The sequence below is a fragment of the Canicola haemoglobinophilus genome (assembly GCF_002015075.1).
GTDB lineage: Bacteria > Pseudomonadota > Gammaproteobacteria > Enterobacterales > Pasteurellaceae > Canicola > Canicola haemoglobinophilus.
Genome location: NZ_MUXZ01000004.1, coordinates 28,179 through 41,415 on the forward strand (window position 1 = coordinate 28,179; position 13,237 = coordinate 41,415).

The 13,237-nt window shown below is 37.0% G+C and carries 13 protein-coding genes and 1 pseudogene; 5 read left to right on the plus strand and 9 right to left on the minus strand.

All coding sequences use genetic code 11. The annotated features are described in order from the left end of the window. Positions 1-45 precede the first annotated feature (45 nt). The 4 genes and pseudogenes from hvfA to focA all read right to left on the minus strand — a co-directional run bounded on the left by hvfA (position 46) and on the right by focA (position 4,245). A pseudogene (hvfA, locus tag B0186_RS11930) lies at positions 46-353 on the minus strand (oxazolone/thioamide-modified RiPP metallophore HvfA). 22 nt (positions 354-375) lie between these two features. Beyond that, a complete protein-coding gene (locus B0186_RS00740; protein ID WP_078217475.1) occupies positions 376-834 on the minus strand; it encodes an HvfX family Cu-binding RiPP maturation protein in 459 nt (152 codons plus the stop codon). 146 nt (positions 835-980) lie between these two features. Continuing rightward, positions 981-3,305, minus strand: coding sequence for a formate C-acetyltransferase (pflB, locus tag B0186_RS00745; protein ID WP_078217476.1), 2,325 nt, complete (start codon positions 3,303-3,305; stop codon positions 981-983). An 88-nt stretch (positions 3,306-3,393) separates the two neighbouring features. Continuing rightward, on the minus strand, positions 3,394-4,245 hold the full coding sequence (gene focA, locus B0186_RS00750; protein WP_078217477.1) for a formate transporter FocA: 852 nt from the start codon (positions 4,243-4,245) through the stop codon (positions 3,394-3,396). A gap of 245 nt (positions 4,246-4,490) precedes the next feature. Here focA and hinT point away from each other — a divergent pair, with 245 nt between their 5' ends. From hinT to metF, 5 genes are all read left to right on the plus strand, one after another. After that, entirely contained in the window at positions 4,491-4,841 is a 351-nt protein-coding gene (hinT, locus tag B0186_RS00755) for a purine nucleoside phosphoramidase (RefSeq protein ID WP_078217478.1), read from the plus strand. Next, on the plus strand, positions 4,841-5,197 hold the full coding sequence (locus tag B0186_RS00760) for a YcfL family protein (RefSeq protein ID WP_078217479.1): 357 nt from the start codon (positions 4,841-4,843) through the stop codon (positions 5,195-5,197). The genes hinT and B0186_RS00760 overlap by 1 nt, the downstream gene beginning before the upstream one ends. A gap of 6 nt (positions 5,198-5,203) precedes the next feature. Next, positions 5,204-6,250 (plus strand): beta-N-acetylhexosaminidase, encoded by a 1,047-nt coding sequence (gene nagZ / locus B0186_RS00765; protein ID WP_078217480.1) that lies wholly within the window; start codon positions 5,204-5,206, stop codon positions 6,248-6,250. Position 6,251: 1 nt separating this feature from the next. Beyond that, complete coding sequence (gene rlmC, locus B0186_RS00770) at positions 6,252-7,445, plus strand: 23S rRNA (uracil(747)-C(5))-methyltransferase RlmC (protein WP_078217481.1); 1,194 nt, start codon at positions 6,252-6,254, stop codon at positions 7,443-7,445. A gap of 143 nt (positions 7,446-7,588) precedes the next feature. Beyond that, complete coding sequence (gene metF, locus B0186_RS00775) at positions 7,589-8,473, plus strand: methylenetetrahydrofolate reductase (protein WP_078217635.1); 885 nt, start codon at positions 7,589-7,591, stop codon at positions 8,471-8,473. A gap of 89 nt (positions 8,474-8,562) precedes the next feature. On the opposite strand, the gene ycaO is transcribed toward metF, so the two are convergent. From ycaO to fdxH, 5 genes are all read right to left on the minus strand, one after another. Further along, the gene (ycaO, locus tag B0186_RS00780) at positions 8,563-10,326 is read right to left on the minus strand and encodes a 30S ribosomal protein S12 methylthiotransferase accessory factor YcaO (protein WP_078217482.1); all 1,764 of its coding nucleotides are present in this window, start codon (positions 10,324-10,326) and stop codon (positions 8,563-8,565) included. A gap of 74 nt (positions 10,327-10,400) precedes the next feature. Continuing rightward, complete coding sequence (locus tag B0186_RS00785; protein ID WP_078217483.1) at positions 10,401-10,694, minus strand: DUF4298 domain-containing protein; 294 nt, start codon at positions 10,692-10,694, stop codon at positions 10,401-10,403. Positions 10,695-10,699: 5 nt separating this feature from the next. After that, positions 10,700-11,605 carry a formate dehydrogenase accessory protein FdhE gene (fdhE, locus tag B0186_RS00790; RefSeq protein ID WP_078217484.1) on the minus strand — a complete coding sequence of 302 codons (906 nt, stop codon included), beginning with the start codon at positions 11,603-11,605 and terminating at the stop codon, positions 10,700-10,702. A 62-nt stretch (positions 11,606-11,667) separates the two neighbouring features. Then, a complete protein-coding gene (locus tag B0186_RS00795) occupies positions 11,668-12,342 on the minus strand; it encodes a formate dehydrogenase subunit gamma (RefSeq protein ID WP_078217485.1) in 675 nt (224 codons plus the stop codon). Then, on the minus strand, positions 12,335-13,237 hold the full coding sequence (fdxH, locus tag B0186_RS00800; protein ID WP_078217486.1) for a formate dehydrogenase subunit beta: 903 nt from the start codon (positions 13,235-13,237) through the stop codon (positions 12,335-12,337). Before fdxH ends, B0186_RS00795 begins: the two co-directional genes overlap by 8 nt.

The window sequence follows — 13,237 nt, forward strand, 5'->3', positions numbered from 1 at the left end:
ATTCCCCTATGTAAAAAAGAGGGTGCGATGCACCCCTTAAAAATTTTATTTAGAAGCACCGCACTTTCCTTCACCGCATTTACCTTCTGCAGCTTTTGGCTCTGCCATTTTAGGTGCTGTTGCACCACATTTACCTTCGCCACATTTTCCTTCAGCTGATTTTGCTTCGGTCATTTAGGTGTAGCAGCGCCACATTTGCCTTCGCCACATTTACCTTCAGAAGATTTTGTGGAAACACATTTTTTTCCATTCATGTCTGCGCAATGATGATGTCCATCTTTGTCCATGTGCGCTTGTGCTGAAACTGCCATAGTTAATGCGCTTGCTAAAGCTGCTAAAGTTGTTTTTTTCATGTTTTTTCTCCTATATAAATGATTAAAGTAAATTCAGCCATTTTTTAGCTGGGTATTTTTTCCGTAACAGAAAATCGAGTGAAATTACCCCCGCACTTTGTAATAGCAAAGGAAGTAAGGTAATTAAATAAATGAGAGGTAATTTGTAACCATTGTTACATACGTTATAACCTAGTCCGCTATGTACTGTTGCCCAAGCAACAGCTGTTAAAACCATTAAGCCTAAAGCACTAAAGCGAGTGGCTAGACCTAAAACTAATAGAATTGGAAAAATTAACTCCGCACCAGTTGCGATAGCCCAATTTAAGTCCGCTGGTAAAATTGAGAAAGGGAATGGGAAGTTGTCTTGTACAGCATGGAACCAATTTTCACCGTTCCATTTTTCTAATCCTGCTTCAAAAAATTCATAAGCAATAAAACAACGTAAAACGAATAAAGATATTCCCTGTGCGGTTTGTTTAAAAATATGACAGTTAGACATTTTCTACTCCTAAAAATTGCTTTCTAGAAGTTAGACGAGTGAGGAATTTAAATCTTACAAAGAATTTAAGAAAATTTTAAAAAAATGTAAAAAATAAAAAAGGTCAGATTTTTTGATCTGACCTTTTGAAGCGTTTACTTTAAAACTTACATTGAAGTTGTGAAAGTACGTGTGATTACGTCTTGTTGTTGCTCTTTAGTTAAAGAGTTAAAACGTACAGCATAACCAGAAACACGAATAGTTAATTGTGGATATTTCTCTGGGTTTTCTACTGCATCTAATAACATTTCACGGTTTAGTACGTTCACATTTAAGTGTTGACCGCCTTCAATAGTTGCTTCGTGGTGGAAGTATCCATCCATTAAACCAGCAAGGTTACGTTTTTGTGATTCGTAATCTTTACCTAAGGCATTTGGTACGATAGAGAATGTATAAGAAATACCATCTTTAGCGTAAGCAAATGGAAGTTTAGCAACAGAAGTTAATGATGCTACCGCACCTTTTTGGTCACGTCCGTGCATTGGGTTTGCACCTGGTCCAAATGGTGCACCTGAACGGCGACCGTCTGGTGTATTACCTGTTTTCTTACCATATACTACGTTTGAAGTAATAGTTAAAACAGATTGTGTTGGTGTTGCGTTACGGTAAGTTTTAAGTTTTTGAATTTTTTTCATGAAACGTTCAACTAAGTCAACCGCAATATCATCTACACGAGAATCATTGTTACCAAATTGTGGATATTCGCCTTCGATTTCAAAGTCGATTGCCATATTTTTAGAAATACCGATCACATCGCCAGCTTTGTTTTTCACTTCAATATCGCCACGAATTGGTTTTACTTTAGCGTATTTAATTGCTGAAAGTGAGTCTGCAGCAACAGAAAGACCCGCGATACCACAAGCCATTGTTCTGAATACATCACGATCATGTAATGCCATCAATGCGGCTTCATAAGCATATTTATCGTGCATGAAGTGAATGATGTTTAATGCAGTAACATATTGTTTTGCTAACCAATCCATGAAGCTATCTAAGCGAGTCATTACGTCGTCATAATCTAAGTATTCGCTAGTAATTGGAGCTGTTTTTGGACCGACTTGATCACCAGATTTCTCATCAATACCGCCGTTGATTGCGTATAGCAATGTTTTCGCTAAGTTTGCACGAGCACCGAAGAATTGCATCATTTTACCTACGATCATCGGGCTTACACAGCATGCGATTGCATAGTCATCGTTTTGGAAATCTGGACGCATTAAGTCGTCATTTTCGTATTGTACAGATGATGTATCAATTGATACTTTCGCTGCATAGCGTTTGAAACCATCAGGTAATTTTTCAGACCAAAGGATAGTTAAGTTTGGTTCTGGTGAAGGACCCATGGTGTAAAGTGTGTGTAAAATACGGAAACTATTTTTAGTTACTAATGTACGACCATCTAAGCCCATACCTGCAAGGGTTTCTGTCGCCCACATTGGGTCGCCTGAGAATAATTGATCATATTCTGGAGTACGTAAGAAACGAACCATACGTAGTTTCATAACTAAATGGTCAATTAATTCTTGTGCTTCTTGTTCAGTAATTTTGCCTGCTTTTAAGTCACGTTCAATGAAAATATCTAGGAATGTTGATACACGACCAAAAGACATTGCAGCACCGTTTTGTGATTTAACAGCTGCAAGGTAAGCAAAGTAAGTCCATTGAACTGCTTCTTGTGCATTTGTCGCTGGACCTGAAATGTCATAGCCGTAAGATGCAGCCATTTCTTTCATTTTGCCTAAAGCGCGGTGTTGTTCAGCGATTTCTTCGCGTAATTGAATAGTCGCTTGAATATCTTCGCCGCTTTCTAATTTTTCTTGTAATGAAGTAAATTGTTTATATTTATCTTTCATTAAGAAATCTGCACCATAAAGTGCCATACGGCGATAGTCACCGATAATACGACCACGTCCGTAAGCATCTGGTAAACCAGTGATTACGCCTGATTTACGGCAACGTAAAATATCTGGTGTGTAAACATCAAATACACCTTGGTTATGAGTTTTACGGTATTCAGTAAAGATTTTTTCAACTTCAGGGTTGAGTTCACGGCGATAAACTTTACATGAACCTCTTACCATGTTGATACCACCAAATGGCATAATTGCACGTTTTAATGGCGCATCTGTTTGTAAACCAACGATTTTTTCTAAATCTTTATTGATATAACCAGGTTTATGAGAAGTGATAGTTGATGGAATATCTGTATCAATATCATAAGGCTCGTGGGTTTTGTTTTCCACTTTGATTTTTTCCATTACATCTGTCCAAAGCTTTGATGTTGCCTCGGTTACTTCCGCTAAGAATGATTCATCACCCTCATACGGAGTGTAGTTTTTTTGGATAAAATCACGAACGTTTACTTCAGTTTGCCAGTTACCACCGACAAAACCTTCCCACGCTTTTTGTTGAGTTTCTGTTAATTGAGTCATTGTTAATAACTTCCTTTTTAGTAAATAAAACTGTTGAACTTTGTAAAAACAGCCGAAAAACAGACCGCTCTTACACCCAAATCATCTATTAATGCGCATGTGGTTTATTGGTAAACCATTGCATTAATGCAATACAAACACCACCACCGATAATATTTCCTAAAGTCACAGGAATTAAATTCTTAAAGATAAAATGATAAATATCTAAATCGGCAAATTGCGATGGATTAATATTAATTGCTTGCCAGAAATCTGCTGAGCTGGCATGTGAAGTAATTATTCCCATTGGGATCATAAACATATTTGCAACACTGTGCTCAAAGCCTGATGCAACAAACATCCCAATCGGTAAAATCATAATAAAGGCTTTGTCTGTTAAGGTTTTGCCTGCATAACTCATCCAAACCGCAATACACACCATGATGTTACATAAAATACCTAAGCAAAATGCTTCAATCCAAGTATGATGAATTTTATGCTGTGCAGTTTTAAGAATGGTTAAGCCCCATTGTCCATTTGCTGCCATAGTTTGTCCTGCAAACCAAATTAATAGCACAATAATTAATGAGCCAACAAAATTGCCAAGATAAACAACCATCCAGTTTTTCAGCATTTGTGTTGTGGTAATGCTTTTATTGACACGAGAAATAAGACTCATGGTTGATGATGTGAAAAGCTCTGAACCACATACAACAGCCATAATGATGCCAAGAGAGAAAACTAAACCACCAACCAGTTTCGTCAATCCCCATGGGGCGCTACCTGAACCAGTTTGAGTTGTAGTGTAGAAAACGAAAGCAAGGGCAATAAATGCGCCCGCAGAAATTGCAGATAAGAATGAATAGAATTGGTGTTTTGTTGCTTTATAAGTACCTACATTTTCACCAATTTGTGCCATTTCACTAGGAGAGGCGATTATCGTTGTATTTTCAGTTTTCATCACAGACCTTACTAAAATTAAACTGGCGTTATTTTAAGTCATTAGCTAGAAACTTTAAACTAAAAAAAATTTTATTTTTTATAAAATTTGTTAAATATTTTTGTTTTTAACAAATGTTTTACATTTAAATGTTTCAATATTTTCAAATTTAACAATTAATTAACAAATTCAATCTAAATTGCTATTTTTGAGGATTTCTGATAAAAAATGTATCCATAATTTTTATACTATAAGAGGACAAAAATATGGCAGAAGAAACTATTTTTAGCAAAATTATCCGCAAAGAAATTCCAGCAAATATTGTTTATCAAGATGAATTAGTTACTGCATTTCGTGATATTTCTCCACAAGCGCCTACTCATATTTTAATTATTCCCAACAAAATTATTCCTACAGTGAATGATGTGACTTCTGAAGATGAAGTAACATTAGGACGTTTGTTTACCGTGGCGGCAAAACTTGCTGAACAAGAAGGTATTGCGCAAGATGGCTATCGTTTGATAGTGAATTGTAATAAGCATGGTGGACAAGAAGTTTATCATTTACATATGCATTTAGTTGGTGGTGAGCCTTTAGGTAAAATGTTGGCAAAATAATGAAAAAGTTACTCATCGCCTTTACGCTGAGTTTGGGATTAATGGCTTGTAGTTCATCGGAGAAAGTGAATTTACTCCATTCTCAGCAACCTATTGTAAATATTAGTTCTGGACTTGCACCATTAATTGAAGTAAACACAACGCATTCATCAGCTTCGGTGAAAAATATTTCACAACAGCAAGTGACGTTTAGTCACTATGTTTTTTGGTACGATAAAAATGGTGTAACTCAAGGCAATGAACCTAATTTGAAAAATCCCCCTATGCTTAGTTTAGCGCCAAGGGAAAAAATCCAATTAAGGCTACAACCGCCAACAACAGAAAGTATAAATTACCGCCTTTATTTAGGTTTATAGATCAATATGTCAACATTACTAATCGACTTAGCTGGTCAAGAGTTACGCCAAGAGGAAATAGAATTACTTGAGCATCCTTTAGTTGCGGGATTAATTTTATTTAGTCGTAATTTTTATGATATTGAGCAAATTCAACACCTTATTCGTTCTGTACGTCAAAAAGTTAAAAAGCCTTTATTAATCACCGTTGATCAAGAGGGTGGACGTGTACAGCGTTTTCGAGAAGGTTTTACTCAGTTACCTGCAATGCAATCCTTTGCTTGTTTAATTTCCGATCCTCAGCAACAACAAGAAATGGCTTTACAAGCTGGCTGGCAGATGGCCGCAGAAATGACCGTACTTGATATTGATCTGAGCTTTGCGCCTGTTCTCGATCTCGGTCATCAATGTAAGGCAATTGGCGATCGTAGTTTTCATCATGAGCAAAATAAACTCATTGAACTTGCAGAGAAATTTATTCAAGGCATGGGACAAATTGGCATGTCATCAACAGGTAAACATTTTCCAGGTCATGGACATGTTTTGGCTGATTCTCATTTGGAAACGCCTTATGATGATCGTGCAAAAGAATTGATTTTTGCACAAGATATTCAACCTTTTCAATACCTAATTAATCGAGGTTTATTGGATGCGGTTATGCCTGCGCATGTGATTTACACTCAATGTGATAATCAGCCTGCAAGCGGATCATCTTATTGGTTAAAAGAAATTTTGCGCCAACAACTCGGGTTTCAAGGGGCAATTTTCTCCGATGATCTTGGCATGAAAGGGGCGGGTTTTATGGGCGATTGTGTTGCGCGTTGTGAACAATCTCTCTCTGCTGGCTGTGATTTATTGCTGTTATGTAATGAGCCTGAGGCAGTGGTGCAAGTTTTGGATAACTTCAAGCCAGAAGAAAGCCAAAATGAGCAAATCATGCGCCAAAAGAGATTGCATAAGCTATTTAAGAAACAACAGATAGATTGGAACTGCTTACGCACTCAACGTCGTTGGTTAGAAAATCACAAAAAACTGACCGCTCTTCAACAAGATTGGTTAGCTTACAAGGGATAATATGCAACCGATCATCAATTGTCAGCATTATATCAAGGGCGATTGCCGTTCTTGCCAATGGCTAGAAAAGGAGTATGAGCAACAATTACAGGAGAAAATGCAAGATTTAACTATGCAGTTATCCGCTTTTCCTGATTACCGCATGGAGCCAACTTGCACATCAACAATCTCAGGCTTTCGTAATAAAGCAAAAATGATCGTGAGTGGCTCTGTTGAGCGTCCAATTTTAGGGATTTTGCCAGATCATAATAATCCGCAAAGTGCGGTCGATTTATCTGATTGCCCACTTTATCCAGCTTCTTTACAAGCTATTTTTCCTATCCTCAAAGATTTTATTGGACGTGCTGGATTAGTACCTTACAACATTCTGAAACGCAAAGGTGAGCTCAAATATATTTTGCTGACAGAAAGTCAATCAACAGGCAAGATGATGTTGCGTTTTGTTTTGCGTTCTGAGTTGAAATTATCTCTTATTCAACGGGAATTACCTTCGTTGTTAGCGAAATTACCGCAATTAGAGGTTGTCAGTTTAAATATACAACCTCAACATGCGGCTATTTTGGAAGGGGAAAAAGAGATTTTTCTTACTGAACAACAAGTTCTTGCAGAAAGTTTTAATCAAATTCCTTTGTTTATTCGTCCACAAGGTTTTTTCCAAACCAATCCTGTTGTTGCAGAGAAACTTTATCATATTGCGCAAGAATGGGTTTTAGCCTTAAATGTTGAGTATAAAATTCAGTATTTATGGGATCTTTTTTGTGGTGTAGGCGGGTTTGGGTTACATTGTGCGAGCGCTTTACAAAAAGAAAACCCAGCAATTAAATTAACAGGAATCGAAATTTCTCCGTCTGCGATTTTTTCAGCTACTTTATCGGCTAACAAATTAGCTTTACCGCAAGTGAATTTCCAATCTTTAGATGCTGCGACTTTTGCATTACAGCAAAATGATACGCCTGACTTGATTATTGTAAATCCGCCACGTAGAGGAATTGGGCGAGAGTTAGCTGAATTTCTCAATCAATTAAGACCGCACTTTATCCTGTATTCAAGTTGTAATTCACAGACAATGGCAAAAGATATGCAGTATTTATCTGCTTATCAGTTAGAAAAAACACAATTATTTGATATGTTCCCGCATACTTCGCACTATGAAGTATTAAGCCTTTTAAAGCTAAAAATGAATTGCGATCTTTAAGATTGTTTTGAACTTTATTAGAAGTTATGAACATGAATTTAATTCATGTAAATTATAACTTTTCTGAAATTGACACATATTTACTTTCTATTTATGATGCTTTCAAACGATATTAAAAATAAATTTATTAGGAGTAAATGGATATGAGTTACAGCAAAAGTTTGGATACTCTAAATCAGCATATCGCTGATATTAATGGAAAAATTGATGTGTCTTTTGAGTTTTTTCCACCCAAAAATGAAAAAATGGAAAATCTTTTGTGGGACTCAATTCATCGCTTAAAAGTGCTTAAACCAAAATTTGTGTCTGTAACTTATGGTGCAAATTCTGGAGAAAGAGATCGTACTCATTCAATTGTAAAGCATATTAAGCAAGAAACTGGCTTAGAGGCTGCACCGCACTTAACGGGCATTGATGCAACCTCAGAAGAATTAAAGGCAATTGCTAAAGATTATTGGGATAGCGGTATTCGTCGCATTGTTGCTTTGCGAGGAGATGAGCCAAAAGGTTATGCAAAGAAGCCTTTTTATGCATCTGATTTAGTCGCATTATTACGCTCTGTGGCTGATTTTGATATTTCGGTAGCAGCTTATCCAGAAGTTCACCCAGAAGCAAAATCGGCTCAAGCAGACTTAATTAACTTGAAACGAAAAATAGATGCTGGTGCTAATCATGTGATTACTCAATTCTTTTTTGATGTGGATAGCTACTTACGCTTTCGTGATCGTTGCGCATCAATCGGCATTGATGCAGAAATTGTGCCAGGCATTTTACCTGTAACCAATTTTAAACAGCTACAAAAAATGGCAGCAATTACCAATGTTAAAATCCCAAGCTGGATGGCGAAAATGTACGAAGGCTTAGAGGATGACCAAACGACCAGAAACTTAGTGGCGGCAAGTATCGCAATGGATATGGTACGAGTTTTATCTCGCGAAGGTGTAAAAGATTTCCATTTCTATACCCTTAATCGTAGCGAATTAAGTTATGCGATTTGCCATACTTTAGGACTTCGCCCAAGTTTGTAAAATCCCTAAAAAAAAAAACACCGCACTTTTAGGTAAAAAAGAAGGACTGAATTGCTAAATCCAGTCCTTTTTTATGTTGTAAATTTTAATTATTCACACCAATTTTCACGTTTTGCTTTTTGTAACTTCTCATAAGCGGCTAATAATTTTTGGTGTGCGCTAAATTGAGTTAAGTTCTCATCATCTGCGAGTAAATCATAGAACGGATTGCCGCCTTGTATAGCATTCCAAGCAAAATCAACCGCACTTTGACCGTACATTTTGTCAAATACCATTCTATATTGTTGCGGATCTCTCGTTTTATCTAAGAACAGCTCAATGCTGTTAATTAAGCAACGGTAATAATTCGCTCGTTCAGCTGTGAAGACGGAGCTATTCATATTTAAAGTCCAGTTTGCCCAATCTAATGCGCCATCTAAATCATTAATTGCGAGTAAAAGCATTGATTTTAATTCACCAATACGCAGCGTTGTCCAGCCTGATTTTACTGGTGCAACAATACCGATGAATTCACGTACACGAGTGGCATCATCAATTCCTTGCTCATCTAATTCAGATAATAACTCTTGGTAGGTTTCTTGATCGTGATGAAAGTGCGGTAGATCCAATAAGATTTCACGCCAATCCATGCCCATATTGTTATTCGCATAGATTAAGTCATCCGCAGGATAAATATCAGACATACTTGGTACTAAAATTCGACAAGCGTAAACACCTAAATGGTTGTAATCCATAATATAAACTTCTTTTTGTTCCGCTTGGAAAATCGCCATGAGGTTATCGTATTCTTGTTGGGTTGTGCCTGAAAAATCCCAATCTACAAAAGGATAATCCGCATCAGATTTAAATAAGTCCCAAGAAATTAAACCGCTTGAATCAATAAAGTGAGTTTCTAAATTCGCATGTTCAGCCACATCATCATTATTAAAGGATGGGGGAGTGAAAACATCCAAATCTTTTAAGCTGCGACCTTGTAATAATTCTGTTACCGTACGTTCTAACGCTACTTGGAAATTAGGGTGTGCACCGAAAGAGGCAAAACAAGTGCCATTATTTGGATTAAGTAAAATCACACAAATAACTGGATATTTACCGCCTAAAGAGGCATCGTAAGCAAGAATTGGAAAACCTTCTTGTTCCAATTTCTCAATTGAGGCTTGAATAGAAGGGTAGCGGTTCATGACCTCTTGCGGAATAAGCGGTAAGCTAATGGCTTCAGCGATAATTTTATTTTTTACATAGCGTTCAAAAACTTCCGACAAACCTTGTACACGAGCTTCAAATTTTGTGTTACCAGCCGACATACCGTTAGATACATAAAGGTTCGCAACGATACTTTGTGGAATATACACAGTTTGTTGATCAGATTGGCGAATATAAGGCATTGCTACAATACCACGATCATAATTACCAGATTGCAAATCTACTAAAAGCTCAGGCGTAAGCTCTTGATTAGGATCGTAATAATTGAGCAAGTAATCATCTAATATGCCCTCTGGTAAGCTTTCTTCATCTTCAATTGGGAACCATTTTTCACTTGGATAATGTACAAATTCAGCATTTGCTACATTTTGTCCTAAATAAAAATCTGCGAAGAAATAGTTGGTAGAAAGACGCTCAAAATATTCGCCTAAAGCGGAAGCTAGAGCCGCTTTTTTACTTGCGCCTTTACCATTAGTAAAACATTGCGGGCAATCTTTATCACGAATATGTACAGACCAGACATTTGGGACTGGATTTAACCAAGAGGCTTCTTCAATGTTAAAGCCAAGTGTGGTTAATTTTTGTTGGAATTTTGCGATGCTGTCTTCTAAGGCGGCATCTTTGCCCGGAATAAAAGTTTGTTCTGTCATGAATTTTCCCTATATGTTAAAAGTGCGGTGCATAATAGGGAAGTTTATTTCTTTGAGCAAGATAAATATGGCGTTTATTCACAATTTTCTTGTTGTAACTCTTCCATTATTTCATGGTATTCAACGAGCACATTCCAAATAGCATCTTCTGATAGAACGCTGTAGTTTCCATGAGTATCGAATTCATATTGATCCGAATTATCATGTAAGGTTAACCAATGAGGGTTTTCATAAAAATCTATAAGTTCTTGCATTATGTTTTTGGCTTGATGAAGAACCTCAGAATTATGGCGGATTTTGGGTAGTAACTTGAGCATTTTTCCATAATTATCTTGTGCTCGTTGAATTTGTTGTAAGGTATTATCCATTGCTTTTATTCTTGATTAGCAAATAAGAAAGGATTTAGTCCACTACGCAAAAAGCCTTTATCTTCCATTTCTATATCTAAGAATATGCTGGCAAGGTCATCTGCAATAGGCTCTAAATAAGGATCTTTTTCTTGATAAAAGATTTTTAAATAGCTATGACAATCGCCACAACTTTCCGTTTTTACTGCGGCAAATTCATTATCAATGGACCAATAATCTAATTTTTCACTTTGTTCACAGTTTGTGCATTGGCTTCTGACCACGTTCCATTCAGTTTCACATAATGAACAATGTAGATAACGTAGGCCTTGTTGAGAACCTAGGTGTACTACACTTGCTGTTGGGGAAGATGCGCATATTGGACAATGTTGTAGATTTTTGTTGCTTTCCATTTCTATTTGGCGAGGAAGTTGTTGCACTAATTGGAGCCAATATACTGACAATGCTGACCAAATAAATAGCGCTTTATCACTGCTTACTAAAGACAATTCTTGAGCAAGCAATTGATCAGCGAGTTGCTCAATTTCTGTATGAGAGGATTTTTCTAAATTTTCTATGGTTGTCAACATCATTTCGTTGGCTTGTGGTTTAAGTTTTGCTAGCAAAGCCTGCAGAATATCTTGCCAAATTGGATCACGTTGCCATTGTTTTATGTGTAAAGGATAGTAAGCATTGAATGTAAGATTTTCGGTTTTGGGTAATGGAAAATCCTTTAAGACGCTAAGTTGGGCATCAACTAATGTTGAGAGAAAAAGAAGATAGTCTTGTAATGGATGATCCTTTGCCAGTTTCTTTAGGCGTTCAGAACGACGTTGATAAAGATTTTGTGGATTAGCAAACAGTAAAGGTGGCGCATGAGGTTCATTTTTTTGTTGTTGTATTTCTTGTTCAGATAAGATTTTAATACTCATAGATTTCTTCTTGATATATGGAAAGTGCGGTAGATTTTACCGCACTTTTGTTATGTTATGGATTAATGTTTCTTTTTATTCGCTAATTCTTGTTCAAGTTCTGGTTCAACTTCTTCACGATACCAACGAGGGTGATGTTTTTTCGCCCAGCGTACAGTAACCCAGCCTTCGACCATGCCTCGAATAGAACCTTTAACCCAGAATGCCATGTAAATATGTACCATTATGCCTGTAAACAATAAGAATGCACTTGCAGAATGTAACAAGATAGCAATGCGGATAACTGGAATTGGGAAATTATGTGAGAAATATTGGCGCCACATAATAATACCTGTCGCTAACAAGGTAAACATAGCCAGGATAAGTGTCCAAAACAGCATTTTTTGTCCTAGGTTATATTTCCCATTATCAGACACCGCATGTTCATTGCCTTTTAAAACTTCAACAATATTTTTTAGCCATACCCAGTCATTTTTTTCTGGGATGTTATGTCGCCAATAAATTAATGATAGATTAATAAACGCTACAAACATCACAATCCCAGTGAATGGATGAACAAAACGGGCTATTCTTGGATTACCTAAAATCTCTGTTAACCAAGAAAAATCAGGGAAGAAAAAGGCTAAACCTGATAGGCCTGTTGTGAAGAAACAAATAACCAAGAGCCAGTGGCTTAATCTTGCAGGAAGTTTATGGCGTATGATTTTTTGATCATTTGCGATCTTGATCTTACTCATTTTTTTCTCCTTGTTCATGTTCTTCATGCTCATCAAGTTCTTCTGTATTTGGACCAATCGCTAAATAATGTGCGATTTCTGAAAGGATAATACCTCCCATCGCCACCGCTGCAACTGGTTTTAACACATCTTTCCATAAGGTAATACTGAGATCGATTTTCGGGTCTTTTGGTAAGCCTGAATAAAGTTCTGGTTTATCCGCATGATGTAAAACATACATTACATGAGTACCGCCAACGCCTTCTGGATCATAAAGCCCCGCATTTTTGTAACCACGAGATTTTAAATCTGCAATACGTTTTTCCGCATAGTGTTTCATCTCTTCTTTACTACCGAACTGGATTGCGCCTGTTGGACAAGTTTTGACACAAGCAGGTTCTTGGCCTACAGAAACACGATCAACGCAAAGGGTGCATTTATAGACTCTGTTGTCCTTATTATTCATTCTTGGAATATTGAACGGGCAACCTGCGATACAATAGCCACAACCAATACATTTGTCAGATTGAAAATCAACAATACCATTTGCATATTGAATAATGGCGCCTGGTGATGGGCAAGATTTTAAGCAACCCGGCTCGCTACAATGCATACAGCCATCTTTACGAATTAGCCATTCTAAACGATCATTTTCTTCCACTTCATTGAAACGCATGACCGTCCAAGCTTTTGGAGCAAGATCTATTGGATTATCATAAACGCCAATACAAGACTGAGGCTCAATACGCAAGTCATTCCATTCTGAGCAAGCGACTTGGCAAGCCTTACAACCGATACAAGCGCTAACATCAATCAATTTTGCCACTTCAATTTGATGATCTCGAGCATGTGGCGGAGGTGTTAAAGCTGAAGTTGCTGAGGACTTAATAATATTTTGAGATTGAACTGTACTCAT